19 protein-coding genes and 1 tRNA gene are annotated in these 25497 nt (G+C 57.9%); 8 read left to right on the top strand and 12 right to left on the bottom strand.

The features are described from left to right. Nucleotides 1–16: 16 nt before the first annotated feature. On the bottom strand, nucleotides 17–844 hold the full coding sequence (locus NUW46_RS02935; protein WP_412537047.1) for an RluA family pseudouridine synthase: 828 nt from the start codon (nucleotides 842–844) through the stop codon (nucleotides 17–19). 149 nt (nucleotides 845–993) lie between these two features. Between NUW46_RS02935 and gmk the strand changes: the two genes are divergently transcribed. The 4 genes from gmk to NUW46_RS02955 all read left to right on the top strand — a co-directional run bounded on the left by gmk (nucleotide 994) and on the right by NUW46_RS02955 (nucleotide 4704). Continuing rightward, nucleotides 994–1626: a guanylate kinase gene (gene gmk, locus NUW46_RS02940; protein ID WP_222466063.1), complete on the top strand. Its 633-nt coding sequence runs from the start codon at nucleotides 994–996 to the stop codon at nucleotides 1624–1626. Between the two features lie 87 nt (nucleotides 1627–1713). Further along, nucleotides 1714–1926: a DNA-directed RNA polymerase subunit omega gene (rpoZ, locus tag NUW46_RS02945; RefSeq protein ID WP_069184782.1), complete on the top strand. Its 213-nt coding sequence runs from the start codon at nucleotides 1714–1716 to the stop codon at nucleotides 1924–1926. Nucleotides 1927–2097: 171 nt separating this feature from the next. Continuing rightward, entirely contained in the window at nucleotides 2098–4239 is a 2142-nt protein-coding gene (locus tag NUW46_RS02950) for a RelA/SpoT family protein (protein WP_136631405.1), read from the top strand. Between the two features lie 78 nt (nucleotides 4240–4317). Further along, nucleotides 4318–4704, top strand: a complete 387-nt coding sequence (locus NUW46_RS02955) for a RidA family protein (RefSeq protein ID WP_008169589.1) — start codon at nucleotides 4318–4320, stop codon at nucleotides 4702–4704. Nucleotides 4705–4771: 67 nt separating this feature from the next. Here the strand turns inward: NUW46_RS02955 and NUW46_RS02960 are convergent, their stop codons facing one another. After that, nucleotides 4772–5638 carry an NAD-dependent epimerase/dehydratase family protein gene (locus NUW46_RS02960; protein WP_418141342.1) on the bottom strand — a complete coding sequence of 289 codons (867 nt, stop codon included), beginning with the start codon at nucleotides 5636–5638 and terminating at the stop codon, nucleotides 4772–4774. 76 nt (nucleotides 5639–5714) lie between these two features. Here NUW46_RS02960 and NUW46_RS02965 point away from each other — a divergent pair, with 76 nt between their 5' ends. From NUW46_RS02965 to NUW46_RS02975, 3 genes are all read left to right on the top strand, one after another. Next, nucleotides 5715–6674 (top strand): hydrogen peroxide-inducible genes activator, encoded by a 960-nt coding sequence (locus NUW46_RS02965; protein WP_069184785.1) that lies wholly within the window; start codon nucleotides 5715–5717, stop codon nucleotides 6672–6674. Nucleotides 6675–6682: 8 nt separating this feature from the next. After that, on the top strand, nucleotides 6683–8758 hold the full coding sequence (gene recG / locus NUW46_RS02970) for an ATP-dependent DNA helicase RecG (RefSeq protein ID WP_418141343.1): 2076 nt from the start codon (nucleotides 6683–6685) through the stop codon (nucleotides 8756–8758). Between the two features lie 151 nt (nucleotides 8759–8909). Continuing rightward, entirely contained in the window at nucleotides 8910–10274 is a 1365-nt protein-coding gene (locus NUW46_RS02975; protein ID WP_222466066.1) for an aminoacyl-tRNA deacylase and HDOD domain-containing protein, read from the top strand. 335 nt (nucleotides 10275–10609) lie between these two features. On the opposite strand, the gene NUW46_RS02980 is transcribed toward NUW46_RS02975, so the two are convergent. The 9 genes from NUW46_RS02980 to rpsU all read right to left on the bottom strand — a co-directional run bounded on the left by NUW46_RS02980 (nucleotide 10610) and on the right by rpsU (nucleotide 23538). Beyond that, nucleotides 10610–11065, bottom strand: coding sequence for a DUF2489 domain-containing protein (locus tag NUW46_RS02980; RefSeq protein ID WP_418141344.1), 456 nt, complete (start codon nucleotides 11063–11065; stop codon nucleotides 10610–10612). Nucleotides 11066–11084: 19 nt separating this feature from the next. Beyond that, entirely contained in the window at nucleotides 11085–13379 is a 2295-nt protein-coding gene (locus NUW46_RS02985) for a molybdopterin oxidoreductase family protein (protein ID WP_291910076.1), read from the bottom strand. A 158-nt stretch (nucleotides 13380–13537) separates the two neighbouring features. Beyond that, on the bottom strand, nucleotides 13538–16765 hold the full coding sequence (locus NUW46_RS02990; protein ID WP_418141345.1) for an Ig-like domain-containing protein: 3228 nt from the start codon (nucleotides 16763–16765) through the stop codon (nucleotides 13538–13540). Nucleotides 16766–16777: 12 nt separating this feature from the next. Next, entirely contained in the window at nucleotides 16778–18115 is a 1338-nt protein-coding gene (gene aupA, locus NUW46_RS02995; RefSeq protein ID WP_418141346.1) for an alkane uptake protein AupA, read from the bottom strand. A gap of 273 nt (nucleotides 18116–18388) precedes the next feature. Continuing rightward, nucleotides 18389–18940 carry a PEP-CTERM sorting domain-containing protein gene (locus NUW46_RS03000; RefSeq protein ID WP_418141347.1) on the bottom strand — a complete coding sequence of 184 codons (552 nt, stop codon included), beginning with the start codon at nucleotides 18938–18940 and terminating at the stop codon, nucleotides 18389–18391. A 368-nt stretch (nucleotides 18941–19308) separates the two neighbouring features. Beyond that, a tRNA-Ile gene (locus NUW46_RS03005) sits at nucleotides 19309–19385 on the bottom strand. A gap of 96 nt (nucleotides 19386–19481) precedes the next feature. Then, nucleotides 19482–21326, bottom strand: coding sequence for an RNA polymerase sigma factor RpoD (rpoD, locus tag NUW46_RS03010; RefSeq protein WP_069184791.1), 1845 nt, complete (start codon nucleotides 21324–21326; stop codon nucleotides 19482–19484). A gap of 119 nt (nucleotides 21327–21445) precedes the next feature. Further along, the gene (gene dnaG, locus NUW46_RS03015; RefSeq protein WP_349343860.1) at nucleotides 21446–23173 is read right to left on the bottom strand and encodes a DNA primase; all 1728 of its coding nucleotides are present in this window, start codon (nucleotides 23171–23173) and stop codon (nucleotides 21446–21448) included. Between the two features lie 149 nt (nucleotides 23174–23322). Further along, nucleotides 23323–23538, bottom strand: a complete 216-nt coding sequence (gene rpsU, locus NUW46_RS03020; protein WP_007153483.1) for a 30S ribosomal protein S21 — start codon at nucleotides 23536–23538, stop codon at nucleotides 23323–23325. Nucleotides 23539–23776: 238 nt separating this feature from the next. Between rpsU and tsaD the strand changes: the two genes are divergently transcribed. Continuing rightward, nucleotides 23777–24832: a tRNA (adenosine(37)-N6)-threonylcarbamoyltransferase complex transferase subunit TsaD gene (gene tsaD / locus NUW46_RS03025; protein ID WP_418141348.1), complete on the top strand. Its 1056-nt coding sequence runs from the start codon at nucleotides 23777–23779 to the stop codon at nucleotides 24830–24832. Nucleotides 24833–24835: 3 nt separating this feature from the next. Here tsaD and plsY read toward each other — a convergent pair whose 3' ends face one another. After that, nucleotides 24836–25426 (bottom strand): glycerol-3-phosphate 1-O-acyltransferase PlsY, encoded by a 591-nt coding sequence (gene plsY, locus NUW46_RS03030; RefSeq protein WP_153634891.1) that lies wholly within the window; start codon nucleotides 25424–25426, stop codon nucleotides 24836–24838. Nucleotides 25427–25497: the final 71 nt, after the last annotated feature.

A 25497-nucleotide genomic window follows, 5' to 3' on the forward strand; every position in this document is an offset into this window, starting at 1 on the left:
GCTTCTGTTTTAGTGGTCAGCTCTGGTTCTGTCCCAGGGTGTCCAGCTCTGCGGGCAGTTCGAACACCATCTTGCGTTTGTTGAGGGGGCAGTCGAATTCGAGATAGAAGGCCAGGAGCTGCAAGGGAACGCCCGCGGCCCGACCATACAGGCGATCACCGAGTATCGGGTGCCCGAGGCCAGCCAGATGGCGGCGGATCTGGTGCTTCCGACCGGTCTCGATACTGACCTGGAGCAGGGAAGTCTGCTCAGCCTCATTGGTCGCCAGTGTCGAAACATGACTGACCGCCGGTTTTCCCTCAACGGGCGCATCAACCACCTGGTCTTGCGTCTCCATCACGCCACACACTCGCGCTTTGTAACGCTTGGTCATGGTTCTGCCTGAAAAGCGCTGGGAAAGGGCGCCTGCGGCTTTCGGGTCATGGGCAATCAGCATCAGCCCGGCGGCATCGGCATCAAGTCGGTGGATCAGGTGGCAGGGGCGCTGAAGCTGAAGTTCCGCCAGGCGAAGCAGGCTGCAATGGTCACCCCACTGTGAGCCCTGGGCCAGCAGGCCGTGAGGCTTGAACCACACTGTGTAGCGCTCCAGATCCTCCAGTAGAACCGGACCCTCCGGTTTTCTCGCCAACACCTTTTCATCGTAGTAAAGCTGCAGCCGGATGCCCGGCTTGAGTTCCTTGGTGGCGCGGCGCAGTCGAAGGCGTTTGCCCTTGTGCGTCCACCAGCAAGCACCCTTCGCCATGGCATCCTTGATTTTCTGTCGGGAGAGCCCCGGCGCCGCCTCACTCAGGGCGTCTATGGCTTTGCTGGTTTGTTTCAGGGTGATATCGATGGTGGTTCGCATGGGATTTTGCAGTCATTGAGCGGATGTATAGGTAAATGGTATCAGCTGGCTCGCCTCTGGGGTGCGGTGTTTTGGCAAAGTCCGTATAATTCCCGGCTTTACCGGTCGAAACAGGCGGCCGTCGCGTTCAGGTTTGGAGTTCTCGGGTTATGAGTCAGGCAGTTGAGCAGGGTACTCTGTACGTTATCTCCGCGCCATCCGGTGCCGGCAAGACCAGCCTTGTGGCGGAAATGCTCCGCAATGACGAGAAACTCGGCGTGTCCGTTTCCCATACCACGCGCTCCATGCGAGAAGGTGAGCAGGACGGGGTGAATTATCATTTCGTGGGCAGGGTCGAGTTTGAGGCGATGATCGCCCGGGGCGATTTTCTTGAGCACGCCGACGTCTTTGGTAACTACTACGGTACCTCTCAGGTCTGGGTTCGGGAAACCCTGTCAAAGGGCCAGGATGTGATCCTGGAGATTGACTGGCAGGGCGCCGCCCAGGTGCGCCGACTGATTCCCGAGTGTGTCAGCATTTTCATCGTTCCTCCTTCGCCTGAAGTGTTGCGCCAGCGGCTGGTCGGCCGTGGCACCGATGCGCCGGAAGTGGTGGAGCGTCGTCTGGCAGAGGCTGAGGAGGAGTGCCGTCACGCGGTGGAGTTCGATTACCTGGTGGTCAACGATGACTTCGCCGCTGCGCTCGCTGATCTGCTGGCCATTGTTCGCGCCCAACGCCTGCGCATGGAGGTTCAGCAGCCCAGGCACCGGGCGCTCCTGGCGGGGTTGTCGGGCCCGCGCTGATACGGGGTTTTCCTGTATACAAATTGAACCGGTCACAGTAAACTGTGCGGTCTGCTGAAAACAGTCATTTTATGAGTCGGGGAAGTTATGGCACGAGTTACCGTTGAAGATTGTCTGGAAAACGTAGATAACCGCTTCCAGCTGGTAATGCTGGCAACCAAGCGTGCCCGTCAGCTCGCTACCAAGGGTGCCGAGCCGATGGTGGCCGAAGAAAATGATAAGCCCACGGTTATCGCCCTGCGCGAAATTGCCGAAGGCAAGGTTACTCGTGATCTGCTCAAGGAAGACGACGACGAGTAAGGCACCTGCGGCCAGGTATATAAGTATCTGTCCGCAAGTGAGAAGCATTGAAATCTGTCCCCGCGGTTTTATAGTGTAATTATAGAACGTTGCTGGAAGGACTATGGAAGGACCCGGATGCGTGCATTCGGGTTTTTTTGTCCCTGAATTTCATGGAATTGTGGAGGCGCGGTGTCGGCAGAGGCTACGGTTGAAGGACTGGCTCGAGAGCTCAGCTCCTATCTTGATACCAATCGCATCAACCAGGTGCGACGGGCCTACTATTACGCCGAGCAGGCCCATGAGGGCCAGATGCGCAAGAGCGGCGACCGCTACATTACCCATCCCCTGGCTGTTGCTCATATTCTCGCCGACCTGCGGCTGGATCATCAGAGTCTGATGGCGGCCATGCTCCATGATGTAATTGAAGACACCGGTATTCCCAAGGACGCTCTGGCGGAGCAGTTTGGCGAGGACGTCGCGGAACTGGTGGATGGTGTCAGCAAACTCACCCAGATCGAGTTCCGCTCCAGGGCGGAAGCCCAGGCCGAAAACTTCCAGAAAATGACTCTGGCCATGGCGCGGGACATCCGAGTCATTCTGGTGAAGCTGGCGGACCGGTTGCATAACATGCGCACGCTCGGCCCGATGCCCTACGAAAAGCGCCAACGCATCGCCACCGAAACCCTCGATATCTATGCCCCCATCGCGAACCGCCTGGGCATGCACTCCATCTGCACCGAGCTTGAGGACCTGGGCTTTACCTCCCTGTACCCCATGCGCTCCAAGTACATTTCCAAGGCCGTGGACAAACTCCGGGGCAGTCATCGGGAAATTATCGAGGATATCCGCGGGAAGCTGCAGGAAAAGCTGGAGGAGCGAGGCCTGCCGGGCCGGATTCTGGGCCGGGAAAAACACCTGAACAGCATCTATAACAAGATGAAGTTCAAGCAGAAGTCCTTCCATGAAATCATGGATGTGTATGCCTTCCGGATCATCACCGACACCGAAGATGACTGCTACCGCATTCTTGGCGCCGTTCACAGCCTGTACAAGCCGCTGCCTGGCCGGTTCAAGGACTACATTGCCATGCCCAAGGCCAATGGCTACCAGTCGCTCCATACCACCCTGTTCGGTATGCATGTGAACATCGAGATCCAGATCCGTACGGAGGAGATGGAGCACATCGCCAACAACGGTATCGCGGCTCACTGGATGTACAAGAACGAGCCCAGCAGCGTAACCAGCGTGAATCAGGCGCGGGTGGACCGCTGGGTGAAGGGGTTGATGGAAATGCGGGAGCGGGCCGATGACTCCATGGAGTTCATCGAACACGTGAAAGTGGATCTGTTCCCGGATGAAATCTACGTGTTCACGCCCAAAGGCCGCATCATGGAGTTGCCCAGCGGGGCAACGCCGGTGGACTTCGCCTACGCCATCCATACCGATATTGGTAACGCTACCGTCGCCTGCCGAATAAACCGCAACCTGGGTTCATTGAGTCAGCCTCTGCAGAGTGGCCAGACCGTTGAGATCATTACCGCACCCGGGGCCCGGCCTAATCCGGCGTGGCTGAGTTTCGTGGTGACCGGCAAGGCGCGCAGCAGTATCCGTCATGTGCTCAAGAGCCAGAAGCGGGCGGAATCGCTGGAGCTGGGCCGCACATTGCTCAAGAAGTCCCTCAAAGGCTTTGGCGCGAAACTGTCAGAGATCAGCGACGCCCAGAAGCAGGCGGTCGTGAATCATAATCAGGTGAACAGTTTTGATGATCTGATCAGTGACATCGGCCTGGGCAATCGTATGGCCTACCTGGTTGCCCGTCAGCTAGTCAGCGGCTCTGAAGAAACTGAGGCAGCTGAGGGGCCTCGCGATATCGAGGGTGGCAATCACAGCCCCGTGACCATCCGTGGCACCGAAGGTTTGCTGGTCCGGTTCGCCAGCTGTTGTAAGCCGATTCCGGGAGACCCGGTGGTTGGGGTGATGGATTCCGGCAAAGGCATGGTGATTCATTCTGATACCTGCTCCCGCTTGCCGGAGGATGACGAGGGCCGGGCCCGCCTGACCCATCTGAAGTGGGCCAAGGACATTACCGATGAGTTTTCCGTTGAGCTGCGGGTAGAGCTGGAGCGCCAGCGTGGTGTGATTGCCGAGATGGCCAATGCCGTAGCCATGGCTGACGGAAACATCGAGCGCATTAATGTGGAAGAGCAGAATGCCCGGTTTGGCGTTGTCAGCCTGGTGGTGCATGTCAATGGTCGGCGGCACCTGGCCCGGGTAATGCGTCGAATCCGCAACATTCGTGCAATTACCCACATCAGCCGCGTGCGGCACTGAACCCGACCAAAGCCCGGTTGACAGGCGCGCGCCGCAAGGGCGACGATTGGCGTTTTGGATGAGAGGAAACCAAGGGTCATGACCAACAAATCTGTAATTCAGACCGAGAATGCGCCCCAGGCGATCGGTACATACTCCCAGGCGGTCAAGGCAGGGGACACCGTGTACCTGTCTGGCCAGATTCCGCTGGTACCGGAAACCATGGAAGTGGTCGCCGGCGATTTTTCTGCCAAGACCCGGCAGGTGTTTGATAACCTCAAGGCTGTCTGCGAGGCCGCCGGTGGCGAGCTGAAGGACATCGTGAAGCTGAATATCTACATGACTGATCTGGCGAATTTCGCCACGGTCAACGAGATCATGGCCACCTATTTCCAGGAACCCTATCCGGCCCGCGCGGCGGTGGGTGTCGCGGCGCTGCCCAAGGGTGTGCCCATTGAAATGGAAGCGGTGATGGTGCTCAGCTAAGACCTGATGACACCAGAATTCAGAAAAGGCGGCCTCGGGCCGCCTTTTTTATTTTAATGCCGAAGGCTCAGCCCTGGTCGATCATGCCACGGTAGCCGGCCCGGAAATCCGGATAGCGGAACTGAAAGCCGGTGCTCAGCAGTCTTTTGTTGCAGCAGCGTTTACTGCCGGCCCGCCCGCCTTTTCGGGCATCGGGCTTTGGCTCGGCACAGGGTGTTTGCTGCCGGACCCAGTCCACCACCTCATCAAGCCGCACTGGCTCGCAGTCGCTGGCAAGGTAGCAGGTTTGAAGAGTCGCTCCCGAAAGTGCCAGGCCCACCAGATGGGCCGCCGCGTCTGCGGCATCGTCTTCATGAATCCGGTTGCTGAACGGTGCTGGCTTGGTCGGATTCATGCGTCCCGCCTGAACCTCCTCAAGAAAACGCCGCCGGGAGGGCCCATAAATCCCGCTGTACCGGATGATCGTTGCCGGATGGCCGCTTTCCAGCGCGGTCTGCTCACCGGCCAGAACCTGCTCGCCGCTGAACCGGACCGGTCTGGTAGGGCTGGATTCATCCACCCAGCTATCGTCATCCTGTGAATAGACACTGCTGCTACTGACAAAGAACAGGTGCTTCAGCGATTGACCGCCGAGGGCTTCCAACAAGTTTGCCAGGCCGGTCACGTAGGCGTCCCGATAACCCTGCTCATCGTAGCTGGAGGGCGTCAGGCAATAGAGAACGATGTCGAGCCCTTCCGGCAGTTTACCGCTGAGGGTTTCCGGTTGGGTCAGGTCGGCGCCAATGCCTTGAATGCCCTCTGGAACCCGGTCGGGGTTTCGGCGCAGGCCGTACACGGTGGCCGAGGTTTCCAGTCGGCTGGCAATGGCACCCCCGAGTTTGCCGCAACCGGCCACCAGAATTCGGGGCGCCTTACTACCTGCGGTGATTGCCATAGACAATTTCAATCCTTATGCTTGACCTCATAAATTCGTGAAACTTCGACCCGCATCTTTCTGACCGGAGCTCACCATGACTCTCACCGAGTTACGATACGTCGTTACGCTGGCCCGCGAAAGGCATTTTGGCCGGGCCGCAGAGCGTTGCCATGTCAGTCAGCCAACGCTCAGTGTTGCCGTTAAAAAGCTGGAGGATGAGCTCGGAATCCCGCTGTTCGAGCGAAGCAAAAGCAGCATTCGTGTCACCGAAACCGGGCTACGTATTATCGAGCAGGCACAGCGTGTCCTTGATCAGGTAGGCCTCATCAAAGACATGGCGCAGGATGGCAAGAACCAGCTCAACTCACCGTTGAAAGTGGGTGCCATCTATACCATTGGTCCCTATCTGTTCCCGCACCTGCTGCCGGAACTGCGGCGTGCTGCTCCGGAAATGCCGCTTTACATTGAAGAGAATTACACTGCCAACCTGAGGCAGAAACTCCGGCAGTCCGAGCTGGACGCCATTATTATTGCCCTGCCGTTTGAAGAGCCGGAAGTGGTTACCCTGCCGCTGTACGACGAGCCGTTTGTTGTCCTGCTGCCTGCCGGACACCCGCTGGCAAGCAAGGAGCAGTTGACGGCCGATGAACTGGCTAAAGAGCAATTGCTATTGTTGGGGCCAGGCCACTGTTTCCGGGATCAGGTGTTGGAATCCTGCCCACCCCTGGTGGAGGCGGTAACGCATCGGGCCAACAACGGCTCACCGGCTCTGGTCACCGAAGGCAGTTCCCTCGAAACCATTCGCCATATGGTCGCCTCCGGTCTGGGCATCACGGTACTGCCACTCTCGGCCGCCACGGCCATGCAGTACCATGAGGACATTCTGGCCGTTCGGCCGTTCGCGCCGCCGGTGCCGTTCCGCACGGTGGCTCTGGCCTGGCGGGTTACCTTCCCCCGGCCCAAGGCTATTGATGTGCTGTCCCTGGCTGCCAGTCAGTGCCGGGTCATTGAAAAGGCGAAAACGGATACACCGGCTGTGGCCGAAAGCGCCTGAGCCTGACTATGACGTCACTGGATGACATACCGGTCACCCAGCTCAAGGGCGTAGGGAACGCCCTGGCGGAGAAACTCGCCAAGCTGGGTATCATCTCCCTGCAGGATCTGTTGTTCCATTTACCCCATCGGTACGAAGACCGCACCCGTATCGTACCCATGGGAAGCCTTCGCATTGGCGATGTGGCGGTGGTTGAAGGGGAGGTGATGAAAGCCGATCTCGTGATGGGGCGCAGGCGCAGCCTGCAGGTGACTCTGCGGGATAACAGCGGCTTCCTGGTGATGCGTTTTTTTCATTTCAACGCTGCCCAGAAAAACCAGCTGAGCGAGGGCGCCAGGGTTCGCTGCTTTGGCGAGGTTCGTCCGGGCCGTTCTGGTTATGAGTTTTACCACCCGGAATACCAGGTTAATCCACCGCCTATGCCAGCTGAAGGTGAGGCAACCCTGACGCCGGTTTACCCTCTAACCGAGGGAATTCAGCAGCCCCGGGTGCGCTCGCTGTGCCAGCAGGCCCTGGGCTATCTCCAGAGGTTCCCGATTCGCGACTGGCTGCCGGAGAATCTGCTGGCCGAGTACCAGTTGCCCGGAATCACCGACGCCGTGCAGCTTGTGCATTCCCCTCCTGCGTGCGCGCCGGTAAATCTCCTGATGGAAGGGCGTCACCCGGCTCAGCAGCGGCTGGTAATGGAGGAGTTGCTGGCGCACCAACTTAGCTTGCTTCAGGTACGCGAACAAATCCAGGCCAGGGAGGCGCTGCCACTTTTGCCCACGGGGGATCTGCCCGACCGTTTCCTGGATTCCTTGCCTTTCGCGCTCACTGGTGCCCAGCGTCATGTACTGGCCGACATCCGTCAGGACCTGAGTCAGCCGCTGCCAATGCTCCGGCTTGTCCAGGGGGATGTTGGCTCCGGCAAGACCGTGGTGGCGGCGCTAGCCGCCTTGCAGGCCATTGGCGCCGGTGCCCAGGTGGCATTGATGGCGCCCACCGAAATCCTCGCTGAACAGCATTTCCAGAATTTCCGGGCCTGGCTGGAGCCACTCGGTATTCGCCTCGCCTGGCTATCCGGGAAGGTCAAGGGTAAAGCCCGGGCTGAAACACTGGACGCGGTCCAATCCGGCGATGCCACCGTGGTGATAGGCACCCATGCCTTGTTCCAGGAAGACGTCGAGTTTTACCGCCTTGCCCTGGTGATCGTGGACGAACAGCATCGTTTCGGCGTACACCAGAGGCTGGCCTTGCGGGAAAAGGGCGTGGGTGGGTCGCTGGCGCCCCACCAGCTGATCATGACGGCAACGCCGATTCCCCGAACGCTGGCCATGAGCGCCTATGCAGACCTGGATACCTCAGTTATTGACGAACTTCCGCCGGGCAGAAAGCCGATAGAAACCATCGTGATTCCCGACAGCCGCAGGGAAGATGTGATTGAACGGGTTCGCAGCGCTTGCCGTGAAGGGCGACAGGCCTACTGGGTTTGCACTCTCATCGAAGAATCCGAAGCCCTTCAGTGTCAGGCGGCAGAGGTCACCGCTCAGGAGTTGGCCGAGCGATTGCCGGATCTGAAGGTGGGGCTGGTGCACGGGCGGCTAAAGGCTCAGGAAAAGGCGGCGGTGATGGAGCAGTTCAAGGTAGGCGAATTGGATCTGCTGGTTGCAACCACGGTTATTGAGGTGGGCGTGGACGTACCGAACGCCTCGCTGATTATCATTGAAAACCCTGAACGGCTTGGGCTGGCACAGCTGCATCAGCTTCGCGGTCGTGTTGGCAGGGGCGAGCAGGCCAGTTTCTGTGTGCTGATGTATCACCCGCCGTTGTCTGTGAATGGCAAGGCACGACTACAGGCCCTGAGGGACAGTCAGGATGGCTTCTTCATCGCCGAGAAAGACCTGGAAATCAGGGGGCCGGGAGAGGTGTTGGGGACCCGGCAAACCGGTATGATGCAGTTTCGGCTGGCGGACTTTGAACGGGACAAGGGCTGGATCGAGCCGGTTCGGGAAATGGCGCCAGGCCTGATGGCTCACCCGGAGATTGTCGGCGCTCTGGTTCGACGTTGGCTTGGTGAAAGAACCCGTTACGGCGATGTGTAAAAACGTCCATTCGGTCGCTGAGTGCGTATGAAAGCGGTCTGGAAATAGAGTTCGGTCAACGTCAGGGTAATTTCTTTGCCCTATACTGAGTTTAGTGTGAATTTCAGGCTCGGCGTATACGACGGAAAACAGGAATATTCGGGAGAGATTTATGGAATTACCTGTCGCAGTTCAGCAGGCTCTGGGGGAGACAGCAGCTGGTGTATCCCTGAGGGATGCAGGCCAGGCGAGCCAGAAAGAACTGTTGCGAATGGTTCTGCTCAGTGATGAGCAAGGGAATCTGCAGGTAATCTGCCGGCGCGACGATCTGATTGATCTGGAACAGCTGAACAAGCAGCTTGGCCGCGATCTTCGCCTGATGAAGCGGCGTGAACAGTTGCGGGTTCGGGAAAGGGCCGGTCTCAAGGCGCTTCCGGCTCTGCCGTCACTGACAGGCTGGCCAACCGTGGTCGATGAACGCGTGGATGACCTGCCGGCGGTTGCCCTGGAACTGGGCGAGCAGAATCTGGCGATGGTCATGCCAGCAGAGGATTTCCGGGCCCTGACCGCCAAGGCAGATCGGCGTTCCTTCGCCGTTGCTCCGGAATCCATCAACGTGAATCTTGATGACCACGGCAGGGATCGGGACCAGTTTCATTCCGCCATCAAGAAATTCACCGGCCTGAGAATACAGCAGCGACTGGAAGACACTCTGGAGCTGCCGCCTCTGCCGGAAACGGCCCAGCGGATTATCCATCTCAGGGTCAATCCCAACGCCGTCATGGGTGACCTCGTTGATATTGTCGAGAGTGACCCGAGCCTCGCGGCACAGGTGGTCAGCTGGGCATCCTCTTCCTTCTATGCGGCGGCAGGCCAGGTAAAGTCAGTGCACGACGCCGTTTCCCGGGTGCTCGGTTTCGATCTGGTCATGAACCTGGCGATGGGCCTTTCTCTCGGGCGGGCACTAAAGCAGCCCCAGGATCACCCGGAGGGCTACGTTGATTACTGGCAGCAGGCAATCTGGCAGGCTCAGTCAGCGGGCATCCTGGCCAGCATGATGCCTCGTGGTGAGCGACCAGTGTTCGGCCTTGCCTACCTCGGCGGACTGCTCCATAACTTCGGTCATCTGGTTCTTGCACAGGTGTTCCCACCCCATTTCAAGCTGGTGTGCCGGTCACTGGAAGTAAATCCCGATATTGATTCTTCGGTTATCGAGCACTATCTGCTTGGCATTACCCGGGAACAGATCGCCGCCCAGTTGATGGAGAACTGGGGCATGCCGGATGAGGTCACCCTGGCGATCCGCTACCAGAAGAACCCCTCCTACGATGGCACTCACAGCGTCTATGCCAGGTTGCTGTGGTTGGGCCGTCAGTTGCTAACGGCCAGGGGCGTGGCTCTGGGCGCGGGAGAGGAAGTCAGTCAGGGGTTTTATGATGGGCTCGGGCTCGATCGGGCGCAGGTTGAAGAACAGTTTGATGAACTGGTTAACAGCAAGGACAGTGTGATGGCCATGGCCGGCATGATGAGCCAGTAACAAGCGATCTCTTCCAGATTCATACCAAAAAAAGCCGGCCCCAAGGCCGGCAAGCTCACCCGCTTTATTGCAGTGTCGTCCAAACTTATCAGGAGAAAACAACGTTAGGTGGCACCTTCCGCAGATGATAGGTGCGTCCCTGATTTCAATTTAGACCCTGATAGAAAAAAGAAAAGTCAACAGTTGTAACTGTGAAGGAATGAGCAGGGTGTCAGTTTTTCGAATCTACAGAACCTTTTGATTTGCTGAACTAAAATATCTGTTTTACCACTATTCAAGTTACAAAATGTTACAAAAATGAGGTCTGACCAGTTGCTGCGAGCGCGTAACTGCGGTCAAAAAGAATGGTGTCGGACAGCCGTTGCCGCTCTGCGAATCTCGTCGGCGTGTTTCTGCTCAACCTCGAATCGCTCCTTGTCCATTTTATCCACGAACTTCGTTTCCGTTGCCTGACGGGCCCGATGGGTGGGCATGTGCTGCAGTTGGTCGTGTACTTCCTGAAAAATCTTGAAAGGCGCCTGATCCAACAACTCCGGGGCAATGTGGTCGAGGAGGCCCTTTAGCCTGAGGCAGGCTTCCGAGTATTCGATCTGGTCCTCTTCAACGGCCATAGCTATGACCCGGATACTGCGGATCATGTCTTTTCTGCGGTTGGTCTGGAACTCCTCGGCCTTGGCCTGCCGCTTGCGATTTTCCGAGAGCAATCCTATTTGACGGCGGATAAACACCAGCAAAAGGATGATGGCGACCAGGCCAGCGATGATCAGACTCCATTGCAGCCACTGGGGCATTATCGACTCCTTTTTTGAATCAAGCCCGTTTGCGTTGGCGCTCCGGGCGCCAGACTTTGACACTGACGGGTTGCCCATTCAATACGGAAGTACCGGAGAGCGGATCAATATCGCCGTCGCTGAGCACGTCGTTGATGCTGGCGCCAGCGTGGGCTGTAGCCACCGACTGGCCGGTGCCGTCCCGGTCATGGCCCCAGCCATGGGGAATGGACACCACGCCCGGCATGAGATCCTCGGTAATCTCGACCGGTAAAACAATCTGCCCGGATTCGGATGCAATCTCGGCGGAGTCAGCCGCCTGCAAACCCAGGCGACTGGCATCCCTGGGGTGGATCATCAAAGTGCAACGGTCCTTGCCTTTTACCAGCCGCTGACTGTTGTGCATCCACGAGTTGTTGCTTCGGACATGGCGCCGGCCGATCAGTTGTAGGGAATCTCCTCCGGGAGCTGCCAGGGTATCGCGCAGCCTCCCTAGATCGTCAAGGTAGCGCCTGGGGGCAAGGTTGATCTTGCCGTCGCGTGTAAACAGCCGCTCTGGCAGGGATGGTCGCAGCGGCCCTAGATCGACCCCATTTGGATTATCCTTCAGGGCGCTCAAGGAGAGTCCTTTGGGTAGTTCGTCCCAGTGGCGGTTCAGGGGGCTGAGTTTGGCCAGGCCACGAAGCGGGTTTCGCTTCGGCAGGATGTCAATGGCGAGATCAACTGCGGGCTGCACAAAGCCCCGGGCGCGTCCGGCATCAGCGCCATAGGGACCTGAGCGCAACAGCAGATCAAGAATGGGATCGGGGCCAATCTGTTTGAAAGCGCGCCAGCCCAGCTCCGTGCGCATGGGGAGCTTCCCGCCCTTCTGGAGCTTTTCCAGCCGATGGGCCAGTTCCAGCAAGATCTGCCAGTCATGGCGGGTGTCCGGGCCGGCATCGAACAGTGCTTCGCTGTATTTGGCGAAATTGCGCACCGCAAACATGCTGAAAATCAGGTCGTAGTGGCTGCGTTCCAATGCCGCTGTTGGCGGCAGAATGATATCGGCATGACGGGTAGTTTCGTTCAGGTAATAGTCCACCGAGACCATGAAGTCGAGGCCGGCAAGAGCCTCTTCCAGGCGTCGCCCGTTAGGGCTGGAGAGCACCGGGTTGCCGGCAACGGTGACAAAGGCCCGGATCTGCCCTTCACCAGGTGTCAGCATCTCATCGGCCATGGTGCTGGCCGGGTACTCGCCGGCAAACTCAGGCAACCCCTTGACGCGGCTGTGGCGTTTGCCGAAGTGGCCTTTTTGACCGGCCATGGCGCCGAGTTCCACAAGATCGATCGCCGGTTGCGAAAACAGAACTCCGCCCGGCAGATCCAGTTTTCCGGTCAGGATATTAAGGCAGTAGGCCAGCCAGGTAGCCACACCGCCAAACGTCTGGGTGCTGGTGCCCATCCGGGTATACAGGGCCGCCTTCCGGGTATTGGCCAGTTGCCTGGCCAGCGCCCGGATGTCCTCTGCGGAGATGCCGGTGGGCTCGCTGACGGCCTCGGGGGTGAAGCTGAGGGCGGCCAGGCGCAGAAGGTCTACGTCCTTCACCAAGCGCTCGGCCGGTCCAGGATCCACCAACCCTTCTTCAAACAATGTGTGCACCATAGCCATCAGCATCAGGGCATCGCTTCCGGGCCGGATGAAATGGAACTCGTCGGCCAGCTTCGCGGTCTCGGTGCGGCGAGGGTCAACCACGATCATCCTGCCGCCACGCTGTTTCAGGGCCTTGAGCCGTCCACGAAAGTCCGGAACGGTCATCAGGCTGCCATTGGATGCCATGGGATTGGCGCCAATGCAGATAAACAGATCCGTGTGATCGATATCGGGAATGGGAAACAGAACCTGGTGCCCGAACATCTCCAGGCTGGCCAGCATGTGAGGTAGTTGATCGTTGGAGGTTGCCGAGAACCGGTTCTGGGTTCCGATTGCCCGCAGCAACGGCATGGTGGCAACCAGAGAGCCGTGGTTGTGGACATTCGGGTTGCCCAGATAGACGCCGATGCTGTTGCGACCGTGGTCCTGACGGGTCTGGTGGAGCTTTTCGGCAACCAGATCAAACGCCTCGGCCCATTCCATTTCCTGCCAGCCGCTCTGGGTCTTCCGTACCGGCTTTTTCAAGCGGTCCGGATCCTCGTGCAGGTCTTGCAACGCAACCGCCTTCGGGCAGATATGTCCCCGGCTCAGTGGATCATTTTCATCACCCTTGATGGATGCGATCCGACCGTCCTTCAGTTCGATTGCAACACCGCACATGGCCTCGCAAAGGTGACAGGTACGATAGTGGGTGCCGTTTTCCATGAGGAGGCGCTCCTGGCAGGTTGTTATTGTGTTGTCGCGGTTTCAATGTGCAACCAGATTAGCAGTAAATGACCGAGAGGGGGAATGACCATGGGGTATCCTCCTTTGCAAAAAGGGCCAACCCGAAGGCTGACCCTTTGTGCGGACTCCAGAGCTCTTTAGTGGTCTACCGGTATCTCTTTGACCGGGTTGGAGATGAAGTTGAGGTAGACGCCCTGTTCGGGAATCTGAAGAGGCAGATCAATCGTCACAATTTCACCACCGGGAACGCCCAGGGCTCGCGCCCGAACGTTGATGTCCACCAGATTGGAGTTGCGTTGCTCAATCTGCATCCGGCCGTCATCGAAAAAGGTGATATTGCCTTCGAGTTCAAGCACAAATTCCCGGCCATAAAGATCGTGACGGCCCCCGAGAGGAATTTCCATGTCCGGTGCATCCAGCATCAGTTCCGCCCGGGTCTTGAATACCGGTTGGCCATTGTCGCCTTCGGTGATCACCCCGGGTATCAGGCTGGAGCGGCTGCAGGCTGGGCCCGAACACGTCGGATCGTCCTTGGAGTAGCGCATACGGAGAACCTGGGTATTGGTAATGGATTCCTCCTGAAGTGGAATAAATCCAAATACCCTGAGCTCTGTGAACACGCTGATCGAAGTGGTCGCCAATTGCGTGGGATACAGGTTCACCAGAATCCCTTTATCGCCGGTCGGTTCATACACGCCAGGGCCAACCACCTCCGTGTTCAGGGCATAGGTCTGATAGATGAACTTGTCTTTCGGGCAACGCTCGCCGGTTTCGCAGCCAACCCGGGCATCGGCAGTACTGGCCACAATAACAGGCGGAGAAGCGGAGGCCTCGTTATTGCGCACCCTCAGTTTGGTTGAATTGGCTGAAGCGGCCCAACCGTCATTGTCGCTGCCCTCGTGGGCGAAAGGCTCAAGACACTCCGGATTGGTATTTGAGTCGCAATCCACCAGGAAGTTTGCGTTGGTATCGCGAACGGGCAGGTTCCGCAGCGGTGTGAACACGCTGTCCAGCGGCTCTGTTCCAGTGAAATAGATCACCATGTCATCGGGACCGTTGTTGCTGCCGCCGTCATCCAGCCCTTCAAGCAGGTCGGTTTTCAGGGCTAATCCATCGCTGTCGCAAATCGAACCGTAGTTTCCGGCTGTGCAGGTACCGGCGTCTTCGGATGATTTCAGGGTGTAGCGGTAGTGTGCGCCAGGCTCCCAGGGCTGGTCCGGGTAGAAGCGGATCCGCTGAAGGTTTTTCTCAAGCCGACCAGGCACATCGCTTTCCAGGACTGTCACCGAGCCATTCGGTTCCTGACTCACTTTTTCAACCATAAACGTGTCGCCGGGAACAATCGAATCCAGATCCATGGACTTTGAGAAGACCACGGTGATGGGGCGATCTGACGGCATGGTACTGACTGGTAGAATGTCTCCGACACCGCCATCCGAATAGCACTGCCCAAGTACGCCAGCGGAGAGGTCCAGAAGGCTGTGGTCGGTTTCGCATGGGTAGCCCGGATAGGTGGTCAGGGCCAGGGCAGGGCGTCTGGTTACGGAGGAGTCCCCGATGTCTTCCAGTGAAAACTGCAAGGGAGCGGTGGTGGCCGGGTTGCCGGCGAGATCGGTCAAACCATCAACAACGACTTCATAGTCGACTCCATGGCGAAGGCCACCTTCGGGATTGAGGATGATCGCCGTTCCGTCCAGCTTGGTCTCAAGTGCCTCGACGGGAACACCATCAGCGAACAGCGAGACGCCTGAATCAATGGAGTACTTGGACAGGGGCTCGTCAAAGAAGAGAATGACTGGATCCCCCGGCCGCTGCATAGACTGGCGCGTGTCTGGAATGGCATTGTCGGGGCCGGGCATCCAACTGGACAGGCTCGGCGGTGTGCTGTCCAATTCACGGAGCATTTCGGCATCAAGTACCGAGTCGGCATCGGTCGCGGCCTGCAGGTGGAACGCGATGGTCGAGTCAGTGTACTCCTGCCCCAGAAGATTGGGCTCCACCATGCCGATGGCGTCGATGGTCAGTACACCATCCTGCACCAGGGCAATGCCGCGCAGCTCCACACCCATCAAATCCTGAGACAGCGCCGCATTGGGCTGTGCGTTTTCGGTGTTCATGGAGACATCCATAAACAACGTAATGTGCCTTGGTGCGTTGATGTCGTCGGTATAGGGGTTAGGGCTCAGGTAGCCCGAGGCATCTGAGAGCATGGTGACCTTGATGTTGCCGGTCGTCTGGAGTTGGCCGGTGGCGGCATCCAGAACCGGCACCTCCCCGCCCACGAGAACATCAAGACTGGTGCTGTTCAGCACGCTGCCGCGGGCAATGCGCAACGGCAGTGCTTCATCGGCCCCGAACGCTGGTGCATAGGCCAGCTCCGCAAACAGGTCGCCGGTCTGTTGGGATGGGCCGGCTTCACCTTGCAGTACGGAATTGAGAGTTACGCCGTTGATGACCTGTCCGTTCAGAACTGACCGGGTTGCGTCCTCTTCCACTGCACCTGACGCCAGGCCGGAGTCAACGGCCGATTGCTGCAGCACCACGGTGGGTCCGGTTTCTCTGGGCGTGAATGTAAACTCGTGACTGAACCGATCGGTCTGCGGGGAGTTGAGGCTGGCCAGGTTTTCGAGTTGCAGCGTGTAGGTCTGGCTAGTATCCAGAACATCGTCCTTGCTGCCACATTCCCTGGGATCCTCTACCACGCAGGGATCCACGGTTATCCGGTTGCCTTTTACCCGAACCATCGCCGGGACTTCATCGCCGTTGCCATCGCGAAGCTGGATCGACCCGCCCAGGGCCTCCCACTCTGGGTGGACGGGATGGGTCATGGCCAACCGGAAGGTAGAGAAGTTCATGGCCTTGAACGGACCATCATTTGCCGGCACCTGCCAGGCAATACCAAAATCCTCGGCTGAGTTGGTTGTGCTCGCCGGCCCGGAGAAGCCGCCCCGGGTCTCGAACTGGATGCCGGCGTCGCCCACCGCGTTGGGTGTGACTATTTGTCGACCGCCTTCGGCCACCAGGGGCTCGCTAAAGGTCACCGTGTACGCGCCGAGCTGGTCGAGCTCTGAGGTAGGGGACAGCTTCAGGCTTTTACCCCCGTCCACCCGGCTGATCGAGAAGGGCACGGGTTGGCCCTGGGATTCCACCAGGATCTTTTCTTGCAGGCCCACATCCTCGTCGGTCAAGGCGTGGCTGAAGCGCAGAACGATGTCGGCCTTCGGGCTGACACCCGCCTGCCCGTCGGTCGGATAGGAATAGATCACAGAGCCGGGAGAGACTGTCTCGTTCATGGTCTGTTCGTCGCCGCCACAGGCGGCTAGCAACAGGGCGGGAACCAGTGCCAGTGTTTTGTTGTACTTCATGGCGTGCCCTCCTTAAAACTTCAGGGTAATGGAGCCGCTGACAACGTGAACGTCGCCGTCTGCCGTAACCGGTGTTTCGTTGCCGTCAAAATCCACCAGCGTGAAATCCCGTTCCTGAAGCTGCTGGTACTGATAACCAATGTCCAGGCGGACGGGGTAGGCCAGCAGACGCGTGCGGTCGTAAGTGGCGCTCAGGCCCAGGCCGACCACGATCTTGTCGGTATCGAGATAATTGATCTCCGGATTGCGAGTGGACTTCAGGGGGGATTCCTCGTAGGCCACACCGCCACGCACGGAGAAATTCTTGTTGAGTGCGTACTCGGCGCCGATTCGGGGAATCAGCACGTCGTCGAACTGAATCCGGCTACCCGCTGGCACTGACTGCTGATCCTTGATTGTGTCGGAAGAAAACTCGTTCTCCAGTTCTGACCAGTTTTGCTGCTCCACGCTGCCCCCGATCCGCCAGTTTTCGCCCCTGTACTGGGCACCAACACCAAAGGTTTCCGGTTGGAAGGAATCAATGGTAGAGACCGCCAGACTCAGGCCCGGATCCGGTATGGTCTGGGTAACAATAATGTTGGAGTCCACCGATGTGGAAGCAGCTGACTTGGTGCGATAGGTGAATGCGGTTTCCCAGCCGTCCAGGAAACAGTCGCTGTCCGGGCAAAACGTGCTTCCCAGGTCGATGTTGGTGCCCAGGATCGTTTTCAGTGAGGGTTCAGCGTTGACTGCCAGTCGCTCGCGGCTGGTTTCGCCACCGAGGGTCGAGACCGCATCAAGGTTTGCCTGGGCATCCAGGGTAACGCGCACCGAGGCACCGGCGGAGATGCCACGCCAGATCGGCGTAGCGCCCCCGATATTCAGGAACAAGGGTTCTTTTCCGTACTGCAGGAACTGGCCGTTCTCCGTGGTTTGCGAATCGAAGGCCAGCATTTCCTTGCCGTATTTCTCGACGCCGGCAATAAAGCCCAGATAGATTGGATGCTTGAAGCGAGTTAAAGAACCCAGATTGGTTTTCATGCCAATAAGCACGTGCTGGCTTGGCGAGTTGGCCAGGATATCGCCATTGGCATTCGGGTTGGCAGAACGAAGCTCCTGCTCGGCATGCAGAATGCCGGCGGTCAGCTCACCACGCTCATCCTTGGTCAGATAAGCGGGGTTATAGTAGGTGGCGGATACCTGGTCGTTGAACATCGACAGGGACTGGGCCGTGGCGACATCCACCGGCATAACACCGTAGGTGGTGCCAAGGTTGCCCATGCTGGCATTAACCTGAAGAGAAAAACCGACAGAGGCGGTGGCGATGGCAAGAGACAGTGCTCTTGACCGGGAAAGGGAGGAAAAAGCCATTGATACACTCCATTACTTCGTTGTTTTTATACTCGTGCCGTGAGGTGTCCTTGCACGGCTGGTATTTTTGTTCAGGAGGTAGTGTATTCGGCTTGTCTTTTGGGGACGTTGGCTTTTTTGACACAAATGGACGTCTTTGGAACCACGAGGCAAAGATAGGAAAAGGTTGTGTCTGGATTTACAAGTGCTTTAGGTGGTGCTTAGTTTTTCGTGATTAAAGAAAAAGCTCCTCGTAGAGGAGCTTGGAGAGGTGTTTAAAAAGCTGACAGGTGCTTATGAGGTCTTTCTCTTCCGACGTGCCAGCCCAAGACCGGCCAGGCCAATCCCGAGGAGGCCGATGATTCCGGGCTCTGGTACGCTCACCGTTCCGCCTTGGAATTCAGTAAGGTGGCTGAGAAAAAGTCTGCCCCCTTCCTCATCATCGGGTTCGAGTTTGTTGAGTCCAAAGTAGGTTTCTAAGTCTAGGACCGCCCAATCAAGGCTGGTCTCATTCTCAAACAGCACTGCGTTTTGGCCATCTTTGATGAGGTAATAGCCCGGACTAGTCAACAACTTAATTGCGATTACAGACAGGTCCTCTTTAGTTGAAGTAAAAAATGCCGGGTCAATTTTCGTATCATCGCTTGCGGTTACGGTAAATGGCAGTACTGAACTCGCCCATGCTGCCTCATCTGCTGGGCTCCCCAATACGCCAGTTGAAGCAATGAAGGTGTCTAGACCTCCTACGTCGACGTCAGTTCCGTTGTCATTAATAAAATAGCCAAACGCCGAGCTACTTGCGCCCAAAGCAATGGCCATTCCACAACCGATCATTAGCTTTTTCATTTGTTACCCCTTCATCCTCATACTTGGGCGAGGAATTGCCACCTGCTTACTGCAGCAGTCATGTCCTTGAGTTATGTCGCAGCAAAAAGGGGGCCAAAAACGCATCTGCATGATTTGGTTTTCATTTTTTACAGTTTCAGTTGCGATACTTCCTTAATGCGTAAAAATTTCTGACATGTTCATGACGACTGTGTAAGTGCAGAGGAAATTGACCCTCCAGCAAACAGGCGGATTTGTTGATGGCGGCAGTCGATAGGCTGGTCAGTGGTTCGCTTGGGAGAGGCTCTTTGTATGAGTAAGGCCCTGTTTACGTTCGGTTGACACCTGGCGGAGATGAACGATTAGGGGCATTGTAAGTGCTTGAAATATGGTGGGCCCAGCTGGACTCGAACCAGCGACCAAGGGATTATGAGTCCCCTGCTCTAACCAACTGAGCTATAGGCCCGTTCAGCGAATGCTGTTTTGAAAGGTGTTTCCTGGGGGGAAACAAAGCGGGCGCCATTATACCGGTGAGGTGTGGCGCCCGCTACTGTTGTGGTGCTTATCCGTTGCCCTGGTCGTCGATAAAGCCGCGCAGGTGGTCGGAGCGTGACGGGTGACGCAGTTTGCGCAGGGCCTTGGCTTCGATCTGACGGATCCGCTCCCGGGTTACGTCGAACTGTTTGCCGACTTCTTCCAGGGTGTGGTCGGTGTTCATCTCGATACCAAAACGCATCCGCAGTACCTTGGATTCGCGGGCGGTAAGGCCGGCCAGTACCGAGCGGGTGGCTTCGCGCAGGCCTTCGGCGGTAGCAGAATCCACCGGGGAGAGAGCCTGGATATCTTCGATGAAGTCGCCCAGATGGCTGTCTTCGTCGTCGCCGATCGGGGTTTCCATGGAAATAGGCTCTTTGGCGATCTTCAGTACCTTGCGGATCTTGTCCTCGGGCATCTCCATGCGCTCGCCCAGCTCTTCCGGCGTGGGCTCGCGGCCCATCTCCTGCAGCATCTGTCGGGAGATGCGGTTGAGCTTGTTGATGGTCTCGATCATGTGCACCGGAATACGGATGGTGCGGGCCTGGTCCGCGATGGAGCGGGTGATAGCCTGACGGATCCACCAGGTCGCGTAGGTCGAGAACTTGTAACCCCGACGGTACTCGAACTTGTCGACAGCCTTCATCAGGCCGATGTTGCCCTCCTGGATCAGATCCAGGAACTGCAGGCCACGGTTGGTGTACTTCTTGGCGATAGAAATAACCAGACGCAGGTTGGCTTCAACCATTTCTTTCTTGGCACGGCGAGCCTTGGCTTCACCAATGGAGACGCGACGGTTGATTTCCTTGATATCGGCAACGTCCAGATCCACTTCAGTCTGCACGTTCTGGATGCGCTTCTGCAGGCGAACAATCTCGTCAATACGCTCGGCCATCGGCGCTGCGTAAGGCTTCTTGCTCTTGGCGATCTTGTCGGCCCAATCCAGATTGGTTTCATTGCCCGGGAATGACTTGATGAAGTCCTTGCGGGGCATTTTGCACTCGCGAACACAGATCTGCATGATCGCGCGCTCGTTCTCTCGAACCAGATCATTGGTGGAACGAACCACGTTGACCAGTTCGTCAAATGCCTTGTTGGCGAGCTTGAACGGAGCGAATACCTGGCCCAGCTCGTTCAGTGCTTCCTGGGTTTTCTTGTCGGAACGACCGTGCTTGGCCAAAGCCTTGTTGGCGGCATCCAGCTTTTCGTTGAGCAGTTCGAAACGAAGCCGGGTCTCTTCCGGATCCGGGCCGTTATCGGTTTCTTCTTCCGAGGAGTCGTCGTCATCGTCTGAATCAGAGTCGGAATCATCAGAGCTTTCGGGGGTGGTGTCCTCACCCATGAACGGCTCGGCATCGTCCGGATCCAGGAAGCCCGTTACGATGTCGCTGATACGGCCTTCGTTTTCAAGAATGCGGTCGTAGGCCTGGATAACGGTGCCAGCGGTGCCTGGGAAGTGGGCAACGGCGGCCATCACATCGCGAATGCCTTCCTCGATGCGCTTGGCAATGACGATTTCGCCCTCGCGAGTAAGCAGCTCGACGGTGCCCATTTCGCGCATGTACATGCGAACTGGATCCGTAGTGCGGCCGGCATCGGTTTCAACAGCGGCCAGAGCGGCGGCGGCTTCAGCGGCGGCGGCTTCGTCAGCGGTGGAATCGCCCTCGGTCATGAGCAGGGTATCGGCGTCGGGTGTTTCTTCGCACACCTGGATACCCATGTCGTTGATCATGCGGATTATGTCTTCGACCTGATCCGGGTCGGCGATGTCTTCCGGGAGGTGGTCGTTTACCTCGGCGTAAGTCAGGTAACCTTGTTCCTTGCCTCGTGCAATGAGGTCTTTCAAACGTGATTTTTGCGAATTGCCTGACATAGACACCCTGTGAACTCGCTTTTAGACGGAAAAAAGTTAAACAGCCATTATAGCTGTCGCTCGGTCGCTCTGCCACCGAATGGTTAGATGGTGATCAGTGCGTCAAGTTTCAAGTGCTGCTAGTCCGCGGAGCCACTACTCAGGGACTTCAGCTCCTGTCGTTCCTCGCTTGTGAGGTTGGACAGGTTTCTCAATAATGTGGCAAGCCGCTGCTGGCGGGATGCCTCTTCGTTCGGACTCAGCAGCTCTCGGGCGGCGGCCAGTGTGCTCTCCCGCGCCGGAATATGTTCAATTCCGTCAAACAGGTGGAAAAACCGCTCGCGAGCAGACGAATCCAGTGCCAGAGTACGCACCAGCGTTTTCCGGTCCCGAATGTCGCTTGCCAGAATCCACTCGGCAAAATTCCGGGCCTGATTGAACTGCCGTGAACTGCGGGCCAGCTCGGTCACCTCGGTTGCCAGGTCCGGTGCTTCCAGCAGGGCAAGGCACAGAATGCTGTCCTTGCTGAGCTTTACATCAATCCGATCTTCGGAAACCCGGTCCCTTCGCTCGCCGTTCCACCGGCCTTTCTGTCCCTGCTGGCGGTTCTGCCACTGGTTCCGGCCACCGCAAAGGCGCAGCATTTCGTGCCACATGGCATCCCGAAGGGTGCTTCTGGGCATTTTGTTCAGCAGGGGTTCAACCCTGGCTCGCAGTTCGCCCCGGTGTTCCGGCAGCTGCAGGTCCAGTCCTTCACTCTGCCGGTCAAACAGGTACCGTGACAGAGGTGTTGCGCCTTCAATGCGCTTCTGGAACGCCTGCGCTCCCTCCTTGCGCACCAGGGTGTCCGGATCCTCGCCCTGAGGCAGCATCAGAAACTGCAGGTGCAGACCGTCGGCCATCAGTTCCAGCGCGTTTTCCATGGCCTTGTCGGCGGCCCGGAAGCCGGCCTGATCGCCGTCGAAGCAGAACACTATGTGCCTGACCTGCTTTAACAGTGCCTGCAGGCTGTCCTGATTCGTCGCGGTGCCCAGTGTCGCAACTGCATAGTGAATGCCGTGTTGGGCGAGGGCTATCACATCCATGTAACCCTCAACCACCAGTAGCTTGTCTAGCTGCCGGATGGCCTGCTTGGCTTCGAAAAGCCCGTAAATCTCGCGACTCTTGTGGAATACATCTGACTCCGGAGAGTTGATGTATTTTGCCTTGTCGTCACCAAGCGTGCGCCCACCAAAGGCAACGGTTCTGCCGCGGGTGTTACGGATCGGGAACATGACCCGGTTGCGGAACAGATCTCTTGGCCTGCCGTATTTGTCAGACACCGTCCCTGTTTCAATCAGCGGGCCTTGCAGGTCCTTGCTGGCGGCATCAAACAGGGCGGTACCGGTTGAGGGGGCATACCCCACCTGATACTGCTCAATGATGGCGTTATCTAGTCCCCGTTGTTTCAGATAGTCCCGGGCGTAGGCGCCTTGCTGACCCTTGAGCGCCGATTGATAGAAACGGGTGGCAAAGTCCAGCGCGTCGGTTAGAGTCCGCGCCTGCTGCATTTCCTGCTTTGCCGCCCGGTCATAGGGGACTTCAAGCCCCACCCGTTTGGCCAGTTCCTCAACCGCTTCGGTAAATCCCAGGCCTTCAAACTCCCTCACGAAGCTGATGGCATCGCCGTGGGCGCCGCATCCGAAACAATGGTAAAAGCCTTTGTCTGGCCGGACGTTGAACGAGGGCGTTTTCTCGTCGTGGAACGGGCAGCAGGCCTTGTAGTTGGCGCCGGCTTTCTTGAGCGTAATGCGGGAACCGATCAGCTCCGCCAGATCGATACGATCCAGCAGGTTTTCAACAAACTGTTGAGGGATCAGTCCGCTCATGGGGGCTCCACATCAGGCCGTCATCGGAGTTGGCCAATAGCCAAAAATGCCGCCGAAGCCAGGCCTCGGCGGCATTTTTGAGTCGCTCTGTGCAGCCTGCGGCTGGACAGGCAATCAGTGCTTTGCAGTCAAGCGGCGTCAGGTAAAACTCAGTACAGACGCTCGAACTTGCGCTGTTCCCGCTGAAGCTTCTTGAGATGACGCTTAACGGCAGCGGCTGCTTTGCGCTTACGAACAGCGGTCGGCTTCTCGTAGTGCTCGCGACGACGTACTTCAGAAAGTACACCCGCTTTTTCGCAGGAACGCTTGAAGCGACGCAGTGCTACGTCAAACGGTTCATTCTCTTTCACTTTAACAGCTGGCATTCGGAAATCACCTACCTGATAGATTCGGTTTCAATTTTGTCCGTCTGGCATGGCCAGATCGGTTCTCGATCCCTGGTCAGATTGGCTAAAACTCGACCAGTGCATATTTTAGGGCGGCAATGATAGCGCCTGCGTTATAGCAAGGTCAATGTTTGTTCGATGAATCTGCCAGTGGGTTTCGGGTTTCTGCTAAAATGCGCGTCGTTTTCATTTCTGCCAACCAATATGGCCAGACATTATGCTGATTCTAGGTATCGAGACGTCCTGTGATGAGACCGGCGTGGCGCTGTATGACACCGAAGCGGGATTGCTGGGACATGCCCTGTTCAGTCAGATCGACATGCACGCCGATTACGGGGGGGTCGTGCCTGAGCTGGCGTCCCGGGATCACGTTCGAAAGCTGCTGCCCCTGTGCGACCAGGTACTTTCAGACGCGGGCAAACGTCGGTCAGATATAGAAGGTATTGCCTACACTGCAGGCCCCGGATTGGTGGGCGCCCTGATGGTGGGCGGCTCGGTGGCCCATGCCCTGGGTTTTGCCCTGGGTGTTCCTGTTCTGGGCGTGCACCACATGGAAGGGCATCTGCTGGCCCCCATGTTGGAAGACAACCCGCCCGGATTTCCGTTCGTCGCATTGCTGGTCTCTGGTGGCCACACCCAGCTGGTCAGGGTTGATGGCATTGGCGAGTACGAGATGCTGGGCGAATCGGTGGACGATGCCGCCGGTGAAGCCTTTGACAAGACTGCCAAGATGCTCGGCCTGGACTATCCGGGTGGCCCCCGGGTGGCGGCGCTCGCGGAAAAGGGAACCGAAGGCCGTTACCGGTTCCCCAGGCCAATGACCGACCGGCCCGGGTTGGATTTCAGCTTCAGCGGCCTGAAAACCTTCACCCTCAACACCGTCAATGCTGCACGGAAGGCAGGCGGGCTGGATGAGCAGACCCGGGCGGATATCGCCCTGGCGTTTGAGGCTGCTGTGGTTGATACACTGACTATCAAGTGCCGTCGGGCCCTGGAGCAGACAGGTTGCAAGCGTCTGGTCATTGCCGGGGGTGTCAGTGCCAACAAACGCCTTCGGGCGGGCCTGGAGAAAATGACTGCCAAGCTAAAGGCCCACGTGTTCTATGCCCGGCCGGAATTCTGCACGGATAACGGTGCAATGATCGCCTACGCTGGCGCCCAGCGCATGAGGGCTGGCCAGCAGGATGGTGAGCGGATTGTGGCGGTGCCCCGATGGCCAATGAATACGCTGCCACCGATCAACGAACCGCGATCCACCGGTCTGGTGGACTGATCGCTACAGCCCGGCTTCGCGTCCCTGGGCCAGCCGGATCAGATTGTTCCGATGGCGAACCACAATCAGCAGGGCGAGCAGACCGAACAGGGGCAGGGTTTCCGGTTCAAGGAAGGCGCTGATCAACGGGCCACTGATAATCGCCACCAGGGAGGCGAGAGCTGAGATGCGCCAGCGCCAGATCACCAGCATCCAGATAGCGGCCATCATCAACGTTGTAACCGGAGCCAGGGCAAGGCCGGCTCCGAGAGCGGTTGCAACCCCTTTTCCACCCTTGAAACGATAGAACATCGGGATCATGTGGCCGGTGACGGCGCAAAGGGCAACGACGGCCTGAACCATTACCGAAAGGCCGGCAGCATGGGCCAGCCATACAGGTAGCCAGCCTTTGGCCGCATCCAGCGCCAGAGTCAGCAGCGCTGGCGGCCAACCGCCTGTGCGGTAGACGTTGGTGGCACCGGGGTTGCCGGAGCCCTGGGCCCGCGGGTCTGGCAGTTTCCAGAGTTGGCATACCGGCAGCGCAAACAGCACCGAGCCTGCCACATACGCGGCGGCGCAGAGTAAAACCGTTAACACCGGGTCACTGAGAAGCATGCTGTGGGCTCGGAAGCAAAGACGACCATGGCCAATATGTGCGAAAATGCCCGCCCTGAAAACGCAGGTGG

It is taken from the genome of Marinobacter sp. MA, from assembly GCF_048298425.1.
GTDB classification, from domain to species: domain Bacteria; phylum Pseudomonadota; class Gammaproteobacteria; order Pseudomonadales; family Oleiphilaceae; genus Marinobacter; species Marinobacter salsuginis.